This is a genomic window from Pseudomonas sp. SDT291_1_S447 (assembly GCF_054070155.1).
In genome coordinates, this window is the sequence record NZ_JBSVXS010000032.1 from 37,501 (window position 1) to 51,625 (window position 14,125).

A 14,125-nucleotide genomic window follows, 5' to 3' on the forward strand; every position below is an offset into this window, starting at 1 on the left:
GAAACAGGCCCTGTTACCTGGCCGTCCCTCGTGGACGGCTTTGGTGTTTTTGAAGGTCATGAAATGAAAAGTAAAACAATCCGCCGCTGGTCGTTCGTGCACACCTGGACCAGCCTGGTCTGCACCGTGTTTTTGCTGATGCTGGCACTGACCGGTCTGCCACTGATTTTCAGCCATGAAATCGACCATTTGCTGGGCAACGCGCCGGAGCTGCAGGAGATGCCGGCCGACACGCCGCAGCTCAATCTGCAGCAACTGGTCGATGCCGCGCAGAAACATCGACCGGGCGAAGTCATGCAGTATTTCGGCTATGACGATGAAGACCCGAACGCGGCGTTCGCGATCATGGCGAAAACCGCCGGCACCGAACCGAACTCCTCGCACACCTTCATGCTCGATGCACGTACCGGTGAAGCGCTGGAAACCCCGTCGGCCAACGGCGGCTTGATGCTGTTTATCCTGCGCCTGCATGTCGACATGTTCGCCGGGCTGCCGGGCAAATTGCTGCTGGCGTTCATGGGGCTGCTGTTTGTCGTGGCCATCGTATCCGGGACGGTGCTGTACCTGCCGTTCATGCGCCGTTTGAAGTTCGGCACGGTGCGTCAGGACAAGTCGACACGGCTGCGCTGGCTCGACCTGCATAACTTGATCGGTGTTGTCACCCTGACCTGGGCGCTGGTGGTCGGCGTGACCGGTGTGATCAGCGCCTGCGCCGACTTGTTGATCGCGGCGTGGCGCAATGAAGCACTGACTGCGCTGATCGAACCGTACCGCGATGCGCCACCGCTGACGCACCTGGCGCCGGCCACACGTTTGCTCGACATCGCTGCTGAAGTTGCGCCGGAGATGAAACCAGACTTCATTGCCTTTCCCGGAACACGCTTTTCCAGTGAGCACCATTACTCGGTGTTCATGAAGGGCGGTACGCACCTGACTTCGCATCTGCTGACGCCAGTGCTGATCGATGCAACCACGCTGCAGGTCACTGCGGTGGCCGAACGGCCGTGGTACATGGACGCCATGGGCATGTCGCAGCCATTGCACTTCGGTGATTACGGCGGCATGCCGATGAAGATTCTCTGGGCCACCCTCGATGTGCTGACGATCATCGTGCTCGGCAGCGGCGTGTATCTGTGGGTGGTGCGGCGCAAAGCGGCGAAGCCTGTGCTGGAAACGGCGGAGGCGTCTGCATGAAGCCGCGTCAGTCGAGTTTCTGGAAGGTGTTCAGCACGCCGATCGTGATTGCGTTGCTCAGTGCGGCAGGGTTGTTTGCGGCATTGCTGGGGGATGGGATTTGGGATGCGTTGAGCTGGGTTGGACTGGGTGTGCCGGCATTTCTGGCGATACGAGGATTGCTGCAGCGAAGCTGAAAAACCTTTGTAGGAGTGAGCCTGCTCGCGATGGCTGCGGGTCAGTCAACATAGTTGTTGAATGTTATTACGCTATCGCGAGCAGGCGAAGGCCTACATTTGGTTCGGCGCAAGGCTTGAGCTCGTGCACTGACAGGCTATGCTGCTCCCTCATCGTTCTGATCGAGACCCTGCCAATGTCCGCCCCCAGCATGACCCTGTACCACAACACGCTCTCCCCGTTCGTGCGCAAAGTGATGGTGTTGCTGCACGAAACCGGCCAGCAGGATCGCGTTGCCTTGCAAGATTGCGTGCTCAGCCCGGTCAGCCCGAGTGCCGAGCTCAATGCCGATAACCCGTTGGGCAAGATTCCCGCCCTGCGTCTGGCCGACGGCAATGTCATCCATGACAGCCGTGTCATTCTCGAATACCTCGATCAACAACACGTTGGCAACCCGCTGATCCCACGCGAAGGCGCGGCGCGCTGGCGGCGTCTGACCCTGGCCTCGATGGCTGACGGGATCATGGATGCCTCGGTGATGGTGCGTTATGAAATGGTCCTGCGTGCTCCGGAAAAGCACTGGGAAGAATGGCTCGAGGCTCAGCGCGACAAGATCCGCCGCGCCCTATCTGTGTTGGAAAAGGATGCGATTGCCGAGCTGACCAGCCATTTCGACGTGGCCGCCATCAGCGTGGCCTGTGCGCTGGGTTACCTCGATCTGCGCTTCCCGGATCTGGGCTGGCGTGAGGCCAACCCGCAACTGGCCAACTGGTTTTTTGAAGTGAGTCAGCGACCTTCCATGATCGCCACGATGCCCAAGCCTTAAATCGGCGGCGCCTGTTCCGGCCTCTTCGCGAGCAGGCTCGCTCCCACATTGTTTTTGGGTATGGCAGACATCTCTGTGCCAACACCAATCCTGTGGGAGCGAGCCTGCTCGCGAATGCACCACCTCGGTTCCACAGGCAAAAAACCGATAATCCGCGTCACCAACTCATCCTTCCAGCACTGATCCTCACGCAATCCCAGCGACCGGCTCATTGCATCGCCCCCACATCAAACTCCAACGGCTTCGCCGGTTTCTGCCCGATCCCGTACCAATCCAGTTTGCGCGTCAGCACCATGAACACACCGAGCAGACCGAACAGCAGCAACGAGCCCATCAACAACGCGTAATCCTCAGCGCTCAGCAAGCCATAGAGCAGGCCATACAAAGCCGCCAGCCCTGCCGAAAAACTCAAACCGTGGCGCACACTGCGCAGCACGTGGCAGACGTAAAACCCGATCAACAACACACAACCGCTGGCCGACAACAGATATGCCAGGGCGAAGCCGATGTGTTCCGACAGCGACAGCAACAACAGATAAAAGAACGCCAGCGCCACACCGACCAACGCGTATTGCACCGGGTGCACGGCCAGACTTTTCAGCACTTCGAACAGGAAGAAACCGGCGAACGTGAGGACGATGAACAGCAACGCGTATTTGATCGCCCGGTCACTCTTCAGGTACTGATCCACCGGGTCGATGAAGCTCACGCCAAAGCTGCGACCGTTGAACGCCTCGCAATCATTGCTGCTCACGCAACGGCTCATGGCGTCTTGCAGGTTGGTGGAGAAGAACGTGGTCTGCCAATCGGCGCTGAAACCCTGATCGTTGATCTCACGTTTGGCCGGCAGGAAATTGCCGATGAAACTTGGATGCGGCCAATTCGCAGTGAGGCTGACGCTGCTGCTCTTGCCCACAGGCAGCACCTGCAATGAACCAGTGCCTTGCAGCCGCAGATCGAAACCGAAGCTCAGTTCCGTGGTTTTGCTGGTGTCGAGCAACGGCAGCGACACTCGTACACCCTCGCCGAGCCAGCCGACCTGGGTGCCCGGCACGAAGTCCAGACGCTGACCGTCAAGTTCCAGTTTCAGCGCATTTTCGATACCGCGAATGTCGCTGATACCTACCGCGAGAAACGGTGCATCGAACTGGTAGTCGCTGAAGTCTTCCTTGATGCCCAACTGTGCAGGCAATGAGAAATGGCCATTGATACGGTTGTCGGCGTGGAACAGCCGCGCTTCATAAATACCCCGTGCACGCAGTTCGGTTTGCACCTGGCCGTCGAGTTCGAAACGCTCCGGCAGGAAGTACAAACGACCACGCTCTTCGCTCGGTTCGTCGTAGCGCTGGTTGGTCTTGTCGTTGGTCTTCCAGTTGTGAATCACTTTGCGATACGGCACCACCATCACCGGGCCGCTCAGTTGCTGGCTGTAGCTGGAACTGCGGGCGATGTCTTCGAGCACGCCGTCGCGCAACTGTTGGCGGTCGTCGATGACGCCATCGATCATCAATAAAGGTATCAGCAACAGCAGGATCAGCACGGCGATGGCGCCGAGCTTGATGGTCAGATTCTTGTTCATGGGACTCTCCCTGTTTGGATGGGGGGAGTCTGGTGATCGGGTGTGGGGGTTTTGTGGGGGGATTGTGGAGATTGTGTGGAGACTTCACCGGCCCTATCGCGAGCAGGCTCACTCCTACATTTGGAATGCGTTCCCCTGTAGGAGTGAGCCTGCTCGCGATGGCCGCAACTCGGTATCAAGACAAGCGCAATGTCACCTCAACACCACTTTCGACATTACGAATCTGCATCGACCCGCCATGCAACTTGACCACCTCTTCAACGAAGTTAAGCCCCAGCCCCGTGCTTTTCCGCCCACTGTCCGGTCGCGGCAATGAGTAGAAGCGCTCGGTCAAACGCGGCAAGGCGTAATCGGGAATCGGCGCGGTTTCATTGAACAGACGCAGTTCAATCTGCTCATCCCGACGCTCGGCACTGAAGCGCAGCCCCCCCTCAACCGGGGTGAAATCCAGCGCATTCTCCAGCAAATTACCCAACGCCTGACGCAACAGAAACGGCTCGCCAATCAACAGCAGATCCGCCGCAATCGCCTGTTCGATGCGCAACTGTTTGCCTTCAATCCGCGCTGCCTGTCCCTGCAACAACTGATCAACCAGCGCCGCCAACGGCACGGCGACCCGCTCTTCAAGGCCCTGACGTTGTTCCACCTGCGCCAGATTCAGCAAGCGTTCGATCAACTGCTGCATCCGCGCACTTTCGCTGTCGATGTTACCGACAAAGCGCAGGCGCTGAACCGGCGGCATGTCGCCTTGCAGCAACTCCGCCGCGCCACGAATCGCCGCCAGCGGACTTTTCAGTTCATGTGTCAGCGTGTGCACGTAGCGTTCGACGTAAGCCTTGCCTTCCAGTTGTGTGCGCATCTGCTCGACCGCTGTGGCCAGTTGCTCCAGCTCACCGCCTCGGTAATGCGGCACTTCCACCCGCCGCCCTTCGCTCACGGCCTGGGCATAACCGGTCAACCGGTGCAGCGCACGGCTCAACCACCATGACAACAAAGCACCGAACAGCAGACCGAGGCCGATCAATCCGGCGCCGTAAAACAGCAAGCGCCGTTCGGTGCGATCCACGTAAGGCTGTAAAGAGCTGTTGGGTTTGGCCACGGTGACCACGCCGATGATCTGGCCGTTGTCACGGATTGGCGCGCCGACGTGCATCACCGACGAACTCGCGTCATCCGCATCGCTGCGGCTCGAACGCGCGCCATATTCACCGCGCAAGGTCAGGTAGACGTCGTTCCAGCGCGAGTAATCCTGACCGACCGCGACACCACTGGAATCGAGCACCACAATGCCCTTGGCATCAGTCACGTAGATACGATGGTTGACCTGATTTTTTGGCAAACCCCAGATCGTCGCTTGCGGCTGACGCTCGCCATAGGCGCGCAGCAACTCCGGCCAGCGGTTCTCGCTGAGGGTGCCAGCCTTGAAATCGTCACGGAGGATCTCCGCCATCAGGTTGGCAGTATCGACCAAGGTTTCTTCGGTGGACTGACGCACGCCGGGGCGGATTTCTTCCATCACCGTGTTGAGCACGAAATACCCGGTGAGGCCGACAAACAGCACATACACCAGAAAGATCCGCAGCCCCAAAGACATCAACTGTGCCCCGGGCTGTAGCTGTAACCGAGGCCACGATGGGTCTGGATCGGCTCGGCGTCGGCGCGCACCAGACGCAATTTGGCGCGCACGCTTTTGATATGGCTGTCGATGCTGCGTTCATAACCGGCGTCGGCCGCTACGCCCAGCGCGTCAAGCAGTTGTTCGCGACTGAACACCCGCTCGGGTTGTTCGAGCAGGCATTGCAGCAGGCGGAATTCGTGGCGGGTCAGGGCCAACGTCTGGCCGCGATAAATGATTTGAATCCGCTCCGGATCGATTCTAAATAGCGCTGAAGTGGCTTCAATCGCAGGACGCGGCGCCATGCGTTTAAGGATTGCCTTCACTCGCGCCGCGACTTCACGCGGGCTGAACGGCTTGACCACATAATCGTCGGCACCAATTTCCAGACCCACCACGCGATCAATCTCGGCATCGCGGGCGCTAAGGAACAGCACCGGCACCTCGCTGAAGCGCCGCAGTTGCTTGCAGGTCTCGAAACCGCTGATGTCCGGCAGGCCAATGTCGAGGATGATCAGATCGGCCGGGGTCTGCCGCTGATGCTCCAGCGCCGCCGCGCCGAGGCTCAGCCACGTGGTGGTGAAGCCCTCGCCCTGCAATGCAAAAATCAGCGTGTCGGCAATCGCCGCTTCGTCTTCGACAATCAGGATATGAGGCATGGCGTCCGAGCCCGTGGGTTAAGTGCGCGAACGGTGCCCCAAGCCTGACGTTACGTCAATGAGACCACTTGGTTCAGCAGTCCGGCTTGTCGGCCGTGAAGCGCCGCGCCGGGTTTACCGCAGCGCCAAATTCGCGCAAGGCCTTGGCACCGATCAGCAGCGGATAGTTGAAGTTGCTGCGATCGGTCAGGTTGACCTCAACGGTACGCTTGACGTTGCCCAGACACAGCTCCAGATCGACCACCGGGCGCTTGGCGACTTCGGTGCTTTCGCCCTCGTCCTCTTCATCCGAACGGCTCTTGATCTTGCTGATCCGCGCGACCTTGTGTTCGTAGACCTTGTTGCTGGCGTCCTTGGTGGCGAGGCGGAAACGCACCCATTCGTCGCCATCGCGGGTGAAGGTTTCGATGTCCTTGGCCGACAGCGAGGCGGTCAGTGCGCCGGTGTCCATCTTGGCCTTGAGCACTTCACCGCCGATTTCCGGCAGCGCAATGTATTCATAGCGCCCGTACAGGGTCGGCTCGGCGGCCATGACCGGCAGGGCGACGAGGGCAAACAGTGCAAGGAGGGATTTCACGTAAGGGGCTTCCTTGGAAAATGAGGGCGGCAGACTGGGATTTTAGACACCCATTGAGTCATTCGTTCGCCTTGAAATCGCTTTCGCGAGCAGGCTCGCTCCCACAGGGTTTTGTGTTGAGCACACATTTTCAATACACCTGAATCCAGTGTGGGAGCGAGCCTGCTCGCGAAGAGGCCAGCACATTCAACACAACGCTGAGCAAAGCATACCGGCCCAAAAGTGAAACATTCGTCACCAGCGATTTGGCCTGCCGCGCGAAGCTGCTTATCATGGCGCGCCCATCCGTTTGCAAAGAGTTGCTTATGCGCCGCCTGCTCACCGGCTGTTTCGTCACCCTGCTGCTGTTGCTCAACACCCTGATCCTGATCGGGCCGTTGCTGGTCTTCGCCCTGCTCAAACTGATCGCACCAGGCCGCTGGCGCGATTACGCGTCGGGCGCGGTGATGTGGATCGCCGAGACCTGGGCCGAGATCGACAAGCTGATTTTCCGCCTGTGCATCCCCACCCAATGGGACATTCGCGGTGGCGAAGATTTGCGCGGCGACACCTCGTATCTGGTGGTCAGCAACCACCAGTCGTGGGTGGATATTCCGGCGTTGATCCAGACGCTCAACCGGCGCACGCCATTCTTCAAGTTCTTCCTCAAGAAAGAACTGATCTGGGTACCGTTTCTGGGGCTGGCGTGGTGGGCGCTGGATTACCCGTTCATGAAGCGCTACACCAAGGCCTTTCTGGCCAAGCACCCGGAACTGGCCGGCAAGGATCTGGAAATCACCAAGCAGGCCTGCGAGCTGTTCAAGCGTCAGCCGGTGACCGTGGTCAATTATCTGGAAGGCACGCGCTACACCGCCGCGAAAAGCGCGCAGCAGCAATCACCGTTCAACCACCTGCTCAAGCCAAAGGCTGGCGGCGTGGCGTTTGTATTGGCGGCGATGGGTGAACAGTTGGATGCGATTCTCGACGTCACCGTGGTTTATCCACAGGCGAACATTCCGGGTTTCTGGGATTTGATCAGCGGCAACGTGCCGCGCGTGATCATCGACATCAAGACCCGCGAACTCGACCCGGCGCTATGGCAAGGCGATTACGAGAATGATCCGGCGTTTCGCCAGACGGTCCAGAGCTGGGTCAACCAGCTCTGGAGCGAGAAAGATCAGCGCATCGCCGAACTGCGCGGCTGAATCAGCTACCGGTGCCGGTGCCCCAGATGCTGCCCAGGCTGCTCAGCAGCGAACCGCCGACGCCCTGCTGACCGAGGTATTGCAACAGCACAGGGGCAAACTGGCCGATCATGCCGCTGTCCATGCCCAATGCGCTGAAGGCATTGTTCAGGTCATTGGTGTCCTTGACGTTGCCCAGCGCATTCTCAAGCCCGGCGGACTTGCCGGACGAACCGAGCAGAGCCCCCAACGCCGCCAGATTGCCACTGCCGCCTGACAACTTGTCGATGCCCGGCACTTCTTTGGCCAACTGCGAATAATCGGTACTGTTCAACTGATTCTTCGCCAGCCCGAGCATCGCGCTAGTACCGCCAACGGCTTGCTCCGGCGTGACATCCAGCGCACTGAGGGCACTGAGCAAACCGGCGGTTTCCGAGGTCGGCGCCGCAGCGGCCGCTTTTTCACCGCCCTGCATCCCCGAAACCGCACCAGCGACGTCATTAAGACTGAAACCGGCAAACACCGGCCCGGCGGCCAGGGTCAGGAGCGATGCCAAGGCAAAACCGCGTGAAATCTTCATTCAGACATCCTCTTGCGCTGTAAAAACCACCCGCTGAACGGGCAGTAAAACTGCCGGTTTGACCGGGTATCCGCCGGCATGTTCCGGCGCGGCACATCCATTTTCATCCGGCCTGCGTATATAAAACGTGAAATCCCGGACACCCTCGCGATGAATGGCACAACCGCTGTCGCTGAACTAGCCTGTGAACAGTCCGAGCCCAGCCCTCGTCGCCCGACCTTTGCCTGGAGAGTCGTCATTTCCATCGCCGACACCGATCAGCTGCGACAGTTGTTGGCCCAGTGTTCACTGGGTGATCGTCGCGCCTTCGAAACGCTCTATCGTAGCGTCGGCCCGCGTCTGCATGGCGTGGCTCTACGTTTTATGGGCCGCACTGATCTGGCCGAGGAAGTGCTGCAGGAAAGTTTCGTGCGCATCTGGAACAACGCCTCGCGCTACGAAGCGCATTTGTCGGCACCGTTGACGTGGATGATCAACATCACCCGCAATCAAGCCATCGATCAATTGCGCAAACACCGGGACCGGCCACTGACCGATCTCGAACAGGACGCCCTGCCGGACGAAAGTCCTTCAGCGCATGATCAGTTGAACAGCGCCCGCGAGGCTCAGACGTTGAACCGCTGTCTGGACAGCCTTGAAAGCATGCAGCGCCAATCGATCACCGTGGCCTACTTCCAGGGATTGTCGTGCACGGAACTCGCCAAACACCTGGCCACGCCACTGGGCACGGTGAAATCGTGGATCCGCCGTGGCATGGAACGTCTGCGTCGGTGCCTTGAATCATGAATTACCAGACCCCTACCCTGCGCCGCGCCCTGGCTGCCGATTACGCTATCGGCCTGATGTCTGCGCCAGCGCGGCGGCGGTTTGAACAATTGCTGCTGGACGACGCTGTGTTGCGAGCTGAAGTGGCGCAATGGCAGGAAGCACTGGTGAATCTCACCGAATCCCTGCCCGACCATCCAGTGCCCGACCGCGTCTGGCAAGGCATCACCGCGCGAATCGAACCGCAGGTGCTGCATGTCCCTGAGAAACGACCATTCTGGAACTGGCTACGACTCACGGCAGCCATCTGTTCCATCGCCGTGCTGGTGTTCCTCGGCTCGCTGTATAACCGTGACGACGCCCGCTACCGCGCCACCCTGCTGACCGCCGATGCGCAACCGGCGCTGAAGGTCGAGGCGCATGCGGATTATCTGCAAGTCGAGCCGCTGACATTGGCGGCCGTTGATGCGGATCGCAGCCTGGAATTGTGGGCGATTCCTGCTGACGGCAAACCGATCTCGCTTGGGATCATTCCGGCGGGGGGCAAAGGCAAGGTTGAGTTGAACGAAGCGCAGAAAGCCTTGATCGGTAAACCGATTGCGCTGGCGGTCAGTCTTGAGCCTAAAGGTGGTTCGCCGACCGGGCAGCCAACAGGTCCGGTGCTATATCAAGGGGCCTTGGCGACGCTGTAAAGCAAAGCCCCTCACCCTAACCCTCTCCCAGAGGGAGAGGGGACTGACCGTGGGATATTGACGTAATACGCCGACGTGAAAGACTTGCGTTGAATCCATAGTCGACTCGATCTTTCAGGTCGATGTACGACGCAAGACACCTCGGTCGGCCCCCTCTCCCTCCGGGAGAGGGCTGGGGTGAGGGTCGCTTTTGACCTTGTCTTCCAACAAAAAACAGCGCCCCTGAGGGAGCCGTTTTATATTGCGCTTAAGCCTTACGCCGCACTGAACAACTTATGCGGATCAATCACGAACTTCTTCGGCACACCCGCATCGAACTCGCCGTACCCTTCCGGCGCCTGATCGAGGCTGATCTCCCCGCAAGACCTTGTACCCGCGAAGCTACAGAAGGCTGCGGTCTTTTTTAGGTCGTTAATTGCTTGTTATGCAAATCAATATTTCAAAAAGAACTAGACACCTGTCACATCTGACAGGTGTCTAGCGATCCAGGCTGGAATAAGCTGCTGGCGTGTCAATTGTTCGAAGAAAGCGAGGTGCAATTAACGGTCATTCAACGGGAGATACAGTGATGGAGAAGCAACTCAGTCCGCGCGATCAACTGCTCGAATCAGATGTCCCGCCGATCATCTTTTGCATCAGCCCGGACGATCCGATCATCAAACACATCAAAGCGGGGCAGAAGGTTACTTATGACCTTGTGCGGGGCGATAACAGTCAATATTACGCAGTCGATATAAAACTGGCTCAGGACGAGGACTTTCTCAAACATCCTCATTCTTCTGTTGTTTTGTAAATGTTTTCACCAATCAATCGAAACGGGAAGCAAAGACATGGCAGGTAGAGAGAGTGGCACGGTCAAGTGGTTCAACGATGAAAAGGGGTTTGGTTTCATCACGCCGAAGAATGGCGGCGATGACCTCTTCGTTCATTTCAAAGCAATCAAGGCTGATGGGTTCAAGAGTTTGAAGGAAGGACAATCCGTTAGTTACATTGCTGCTAAAGGGCAGAAAGGAATGCAAGCAGAAGAAGTTGAAATTGAGTAAAAGCGGAAGGAAATTCCCGCCCCATGAAAAACGGCGCCTCAATGGCGCCGTTTTCTATTGCGTAAAACCTTACGCCGCACTAAACAACTTATGCGGATCAATCACAAACTTCTTCGGCACACCCGCATCGAACTCGCCGTAACCTTCCGGCGCCTGATCCAGACTGATCACCTGCACGCCCACCACTTCGGCGATGTTGATGCGATCCCACATGATCGCCTGCATCAGTTGGCGGTTGTACTTCATCACTGGGGTCTGGCCGGTGTGGAAGCTGTGCGACTTGGCCCAGCCCAGACCGAAGCGAATGCTCAGGCTGCCCATTTTCGCAGCGGCGTCGACGGCGCCCGGATCTTCGGTGACGTACAGGCCCGGGATACCGATCTTGCCGGCCACACGCACCACGCCCATCAGTGAGTTGAGCACGGTGGCCGGCGCTTCGGCTTTCACGCCGTCGTGGCCGTGGCCGCGTGCTTCGAAGCCGACGCAGTCCACCGCGCAATCCACTTCCGGCTCGCCGAGCAGTGCGGCGATCTGTTCGTGCAGCGGCGTGTCCTTGGACAGGTCGACGATTTCAAAACCCTGGGATTTGGCGTGAGCCAAGCGGATGGTGTTGACGTCGCCGACGATCACCACCGCAGCACCGAGCAAACGTGCGGAAGCGGCAGCGGCCAGACCGACCGGGCCGGCGCCCGCAATGTAAACGGTGCTGCCCGGACCAACGCCGGCAGTGACGGCGCCGTGGTAGCCGGTTGGGAGGATGTCGGAGAGGCAGGTCAGGTCGCGGATTTTCTCCATGGCCTTGTCGCGGTCCGGCAGTTTCAGCAAGTTGAAGTCGGCGTACGGCACCAGCACGTATTCCGCTTGGCCACCGGTCCAGTCGCCCATGTCGACGTAGCCGTATGCGCCGCCGGCACGGGCCGGGTTGACGGTCAGGCAGACGCCGGTGTGTTGCTCTTTGCAGGAACGGCAGCGCCCGCAAGCCACGTTGAACGGTACGGAAACCAGGTCACCGATTTTCAGGTTTTCGACGTCGGAGCCTTTTTCGATCACCTCGCCGGTGATCTCGTGGCCCAGCACCAGACCGGTTTGCGCCGTAGTACGGCCGCGCACCATGTGTTGGTCGGAGCCGCAAATGTTGGTGGAAACCACTTTGAGAATGACCCCGTGCTCGATCTTGCGACCGCGCGGGTCCTGCATTTTCGGATAGTCGATTTTCTGTACTTCGACCTTGCCAGCGCCGAGATACACCACACCACGATTGCCAGACATGCTTTCACCTCGCTGTTGTTTTTATGGAACCGCGTTGCCCAGGCAGGCAGCGCGTTGAATGCTCGGGTACAGATGCTGTTTATGTGTTGCCTGTTATGGCCTCTTCGCGAGCAAGCTCGCTCCCACATTGGAATGCTTACCCCTGTGGGAGCGAGCTTGCTCGCGATAGCTATCTAAAGAACGACCGTGCGATTGGCGTTGAGAAACACCCTCCGCTCAATGTGATACCCAACCGCCCGCGCCAGCGTCAGGCCCTCAATATCGCGCCCCTTGGCAATCAGATCCTCGGGGTAATGACTGTGATCCACCGCCTCGACGCCTTGGGCAATGATCGGCCCTTCGTCGAGGTCGTTGTTGATGTAATGCGCCGTCGCGCCGACCAGCTTCACGCCTTTGTTGTAAGCCTGGTGATACGGCTTGGCGCCCTTGAAGCCCGGCAGCAGCGAATGATGAATGTTGATCGCTTTGCCATCGAGCTTGCGGCACAGCTCCGGCGACAGCACCTGCATGTAGCGGGCGAGGATCACCAATTCGGCGCCGGACTCTTCGATCACCTGCCACACCTGACGCTCCTGCGACGGTTTGTCGTTGGGGTCGAGGGGGAAATGGTAGTAGGGAATCTGGTGCCAGTCGGCCAGCGGTTTCAGATCCGGGTGGTTGGAGACCACTGCCGCGACGTCCATCGACAACTGGCCGATGCGCTGGCGGTAGAGCAAATCGTTGAGGCAGTGATCGGCCTTGGAGACCATGATCACCACTTTTGGCCGGTAGTTCGGCGCAGTCAGCTCGAAGATCATGCCGAAGGCCTGGCCGCGCTCGGCTAGGCCTGCGCGGAAGGCTTGTTCGTCAAAACCGTCGGGCTGGCGGAATTCCACGCGAATGAAAAAGCGCCCGGAGAGGCGGTCATCGAACGAGTGGTGCTCGGTGACGTAGCAGTCCTGCTCGAACAGAAAACGCGTGACCGCGTCCACGGTGCCGAGGACGCTGGGGCAGTCGGCGGTCAGAATCCATGTGTCTGGGGCGCGGCTCATGGTGCGGTGACTCCTGTTCTTTGTGCGGGGTGTCAGGGGGATTTTTTCCCCTCACCCTAGCCCTCTCCCGGAGGTAGAGGGGACTGACCGAGGTGTTGTTTCGAGCTACGCCGACCTGAAATATCGCGGCGAACTCAGGCTCGAAAAACACACAAATCTGCTCCCTTTCCCCCTCTCCCCCCTGGGGGAGAGGGCTGGGGTGAGGGGGTGGCTTTTGATCTTCAGGCCTGAACGCTCAACCCGTACTCAGCCGAAGCATCCTGCAACCACAACCACCAGTAATCCGAAAAGCTACGACGAATCAGCAGTTCCCAAGTGTCTTCAGCGGTATGGCGAATCATCAACTGCGATTTGGCGAACACCGTGCCGACCGCTTTACCCACCGGAAAATTATTCGGATGCACGTCATAACTGGTCGACTTCATCAGCACCTGACGCACGTTCGGCCCGCTCAGTTCGAGCACTTGCTGGCCGCCGCTGACGTTGACGATCGCGATGTGCAGATCACCCAGCGCTTCGCGCAGTTTCTGTTCGGCGGCGAATTCTTCACCGCTTGGCACGATCAGCAGCCACTCATCCGGGCCCATCCATTGCAGGCTGGTTTCACCTTTGACGATGACGCTCAGAGCGCCAGGCAGTTCAATGCCCAAGGCTTTGTGTACGCCAGCGGCGAACGCGGCATCGTGGCCATCGCCACGAATGGTCAGGTGACCGAGGAGTTTCTTTTCCCGCACGATCACGCCGGCGTTCTTGCGGCCCTTGCCGACCAGGCTGGCGAGGTCGGCATGGTGCAGCGACGACTCGGCCTTGGCGCCGGTGGTCGGGCGTTGTTGGTAAATATTGGCTGTGGTCATAAAGCACCTTTATCAATTCTGTTGGTTCCGGCCCTTGTGGTGGCTGTTACACCGCCTTCGCGAGCAAGCTCGCTCCCACACTGGACTGATGCCTGACACAAATCCCATTAACAACCCGAAAC

General features: G+C 59.0%; 16 protein-coding genes and 1 pseudogene. 8 read left to right on the top strand and 9 right to left on the bottom strand.

The genetic code is table 11. From position 1 onward, the window contains the following. Window positions 1-63: 63 nt before the first annotated feature. The 3 genes from ACW9IR_RS13250 (at window position 64) to ACW9IR_RS13260 (ending at window position 2,176) form a co-directional block, all read left to right on the top strand. Entirely contained in the window at window positions 64-1,194 is a 1,131-nt protein-coding gene (locus tag ACW9IR_RS13250; protein WP_102900143.1) for a PepSY-associated TM helix domain-containing protein, read from the top strand. Beyond that, the gene (locus ACW9IR_RS13255; protein WP_110720752.1) at window positions 1,191-1,370 is read left to right on the top strand and encodes a hypothetical protein; all 180 of its coding nucleotides are present in this window, start codon (window positions 1,191-1,193) and stop codon (window positions 1,368-1,370) included. Before ACW9IR_RS13250 ends, ACW9IR_RS13255 begins: the two co-directional genes overlap by 4 nt. Window positions 1,371-1,546: 176 nt before the next feature. Next, window positions 1,547-2,176 (top strand): glutathione S-transferase, encoded by a 630-nt coding sequence (locus ACW9IR_RS13260; RefSeq protein WP_110720753.1) that lies wholly within the window; start codon window positions 1,547-1,549, stop codon window positions 2,174-2,176. Window positions 2,177-2,384: 208 nt separating this feature from the next. Here the strand turns inward: ACW9IR_RS13260 and creD are convergent, their stop codons facing one another. The 4 genes from creD to rloA2 form a co-directional block, all read right to left on the bottom strand. After that, on the bottom strand, window positions 2,385-3,755 hold the full coding sequence (gene creD / locus ACW9IR_RS13265) for a cell envelope integrity protein CreD (protein ID WP_102900098.1): 1,371 nt from the start codon (window positions 3,753-3,755) through the stop codon (window positions 2,385-2,387). A 175-nt stretch (window positions 3,756-3,930) separates the two neighbouring features. Continuing rightward, window positions 3,931-5,349, bottom strand: coding sequence for a two-component system sensor histidine kinase CreC (creC, locus tag ACW9IR_RS13270; RefSeq protein WP_102900097.1), 1,419 nt, complete (start codon window positions 5,347-5,349; stop codon window positions 3,931-3,933). Further along, complete coding sequence (creB, locus tag ACW9IR_RS13275) at window positions 5,349-6,029, bottom strand: two-component system response regulator CreB (RefSeq protein ID WP_102900096.1); 681 nt, start codon at window positions 6,027-6,029, stop codon at window positions 5,349-5,351. The genes creC and creB overlap by 1 nt, the downstream gene beginning before the upstream one ends. Window positions 6,030-6,102: 73 nt before the next feature. Next, window positions 6,103-6,606: a retropepsin-like aspartic peptidase RloA2 gene (gene rloA2, locus ACW9IR_RS13280; protein WP_095050277.1), complete on the bottom strand. Its 504-nt coding sequence runs from the start codon at window positions 6,604-6,606 to the stop codon at window positions 6,103-6,105. Window positions 6,607-6,911: 305 nt separating this feature from the next. Between rloA2 and ACW9IR_RS13285 the strand changes: the two genes are divergently transcribed. Further along, entirely contained in the window at window positions 6,912-7,790 is an 879-nt protein-coding gene (locus ACW9IR_RS13285) for an acyltransferase (RefSeq protein WP_457463580.1), read from the top strand. 1 nt (window position 7,791) lies between these two features. Here the strand turns inward: ACW9IR_RS13285 and ACW9IR_RS13290 are convergent, their stop codons facing one another. After that, window positions 7,792-8,349 (bottom strand): DUF2780 domain-containing protein, encoded by a 558-nt coding sequence (locus ACW9IR_RS13290; protein WP_457463582.1) that lies wholly within the window; start codon window positions 8,347-8,349, stop codon window positions 7,792-7,794. A 150-nt stretch (window positions 8,350-8,499) separates the two neighbouring features. Here ACW9IR_RS13290 and ACW9IR_RS13295 point away from each other — a divergent pair, with 150 nt between their 5' ends. Both ACW9IR_RS13295 and ACW9IR_RS13300 read left to right on the top strand, forming a co-directional pair. Then, window positions 8,500-9,135 (top strand): RNA polymerase sigma factor, encoded by a 636-nt coding sequence (locus ACW9IR_RS13295; protein ID WP_457463584.1) that lies wholly within the window; start codon window positions 8,500-8,502, stop codon window positions 9,133-9,135. After that, a complete protein-coding gene (locus tag ACW9IR_RS13300) occupies window positions 9,132-9,806 on the top strand; it encodes an anti-sigma factor (protein ID WP_457463586.1) in 675 nt (224 codons plus the stop codon). The genes ACW9IR_RS13295 and ACW9IR_RS13300 overlap by 4 nt, the downstream gene beginning before the upstream one ends. Before the next feature lie 254 nt (window positions 9,807-10,060). Here the strand turns inward: ACW9IR_RS13300 and ACW9IR_RS13305 are convergent. Beyond that, a pseudogene (locus ACW9IR_RS13305) lies at window positions 10,061-10,159 on the bottom strand (hypothetical protein); the annotation flags it as partial. 215 nt (window positions 10,160-10,374) lie between these two features. Here ACW9IR_RS13305 and ACW9IR_RS13310 point away from each other — a divergent pair. After that, window positions 10,375-10,599: a hypothetical protein gene (locus ACW9IR_RS13310; protein ID WP_095122519.1), complete on the top strand. Its 225-nt coding sequence runs from the start codon at window positions 10,375-10,377 to the stop codon at window positions 10,597-10,599. Between the two features lie 37 nt (window positions 10,600-10,636). Next, the gene (locus ACW9IR_RS13315) at window positions 10,637-10,849 is read left to right on the top strand and encodes a cold-shock protein (RefSeq protein WP_085646912.1); all 213 of its coding nucleotides are present in this window, start codon (window positions 10,637-10,639) and stop codon (window positions 10,847-10,849) included. A gap of 69 nt (window positions 10,850-10,918) precedes the next feature. Here the strand turns inward: ACW9IR_RS13315 and fdhA are convergent, their stop codons facing one another. From fdhA to ACW9IR_RS13330, 3 genes are all read right to left on the bottom strand, one after another. Further along, on the bottom strand, window positions 10,919-12,118 hold the full coding sequence (gene fdhA, locus ACW9IR_RS13320; protein WP_034155015.1) for a formaldehyde dehydrogenase, glutathione-independent: 1,200 nt from the start codon (window positions 12,116-12,118) through the stop codon (window positions 10,919-10,921). A gap of 173 nt (window positions 12,119-12,291) precedes the next feature. Continuing rightward, window positions 12,292-13,149: a formyltetrahydrofolate deformylase gene (gene purU, locus ACW9IR_RS13325; RefSeq protein ID WP_457463589.1), complete on the bottom strand. Its 858-nt coding sequence runs from the start codon at window positions 13,147-13,149 to the stop codon at window positions 12,292-12,294. Window positions 13,150-13,370: 221 nt separating this feature from the next. Then, window positions 13,371-14,003, bottom strand: a complete 633-nt coding sequence (locus ACW9IR_RS13330) for a sarcosine oxidase subunit gamma (RefSeq protein WP_457463591.1) — start codon at window positions 14,001-14,003, stop codon at window positions 13,371-13,373. Between the last annotated feature and the right edge of the window lie 122 nt (window positions 14,004-14,125).

What these genes read in the sequence shown, in the direction of transcription:
- ACW9IR_RS13315 (WP_085646912.1), top strand. Translation starts at nt 10,637, where the DNA reads ATGGCAGGTAGAGAGAGTGGCACGGTCAAGTGGTTCAACGATGAAAAG.
- ACW9IR_RS13310 (WP_095122519.1), top strand. Translation starts at nt 10,375, where the DNA reads ATGGAGAAGCAACTCAGTCCGCGCGATCAACTGCTCGAATCAGATGTC.
- ACW9IR_RS13260 (WP_110720753.1), top strand. Translation starts at nt 1,547, where the DNA reads ATGTCCGCCCCCAGCATGACCCTGTACCACAACACGCTCTCCCCGTTC.
- ACW9IR_RS13295 (WP_457463584.1), top strand. Translation starts at nt 8,500, where the DNA reads ATGAATGGCACAACCGCTGTCGCTGAACTAGCCTGTGAACAGTCCGAG.
- ACW9IR_RS13285 (WP_457463580.1), top strand. Translation starts at nt 6,912, where the DNA reads ATGCGCCGCCTGCTCACCGGCTGTTTCGTCACCCTGCTGCTGTTGCTC.
- creC (WP_102900097.1), bottom strand. Translation starts at nt 5,349, where the DNA reads ATGTCTTTGGGGCTGCGGATCTTTCTGGTGTATGTGCTGTTTGTCGGC.
- ACW9IR_RS13290 (WP_457463582.1), bottom strand. Translation starts at nt 8,349, where the DNA reads ATGAAGATTTCACGCGGTTTTGCCTTGGCATCGCTCCTGACCCTGGCC.
- purU (WP_457463589.1), bottom strand. Translation starts at nt 13,149, where the DNA reads ATGAGCCGCGCCCCAGACACATGGATTCTGACCGCCGACTGCCCCAGC.
- ACW9IR_RS13300 (WP_457463586.1), top strand. Translation starts at nt 9,132, where the DNA reads ATGAATTACCAGACCCCTACCCTGCGCCGCGCCCTGGCTGCCGATTAC.
- fdhA (WP_034155015.1), bottom strand. Translation starts at nt 12,118, where the DNA reads ATGTCTGGCAATCGTGGTGTGGTGTATCTCGGCGCTGGCAAGGTCGAA.
- creD (WP_102900098.1), bottom strand. Translation starts at nt 3,755, where the DNA reads ATGAACAAGAATCTGACCATCAAGCTCGGCGCCATCGCCGTGCTGATC.
- ACW9IR_RS13250 (WP_102900143.1), top strand. Translation starts at nt 64, where the DNA reads ATGAAAAGTAAAACAATCCGCCGCTGGTCGTTCGTGCACACCTGGACC.
- ACW9IR_RS13330 (WP_457463591.1), bottom strand. Translation starts at nt 14,003, where the DNA reads ATGACCACAGCCAATATTTACCAACAACGCCCGACCACCGGCGCCAAG.
- creB (WP_102900096.1), bottom strand. Translation starts at nt 6,029, where the DNA reads ATGCCTCATATCCTGATTGTCGAAGACGAAGCGGCGATTGCCGACACG.
- ACW9IR_RS13255 (WP_110720752.1), top strand. Translation starts at nt 1,191, where the DNA reads ATGAAGCCGCGTCAGTCGAGTTTCTGGAAGGTGTTCAGCACGCCGATC.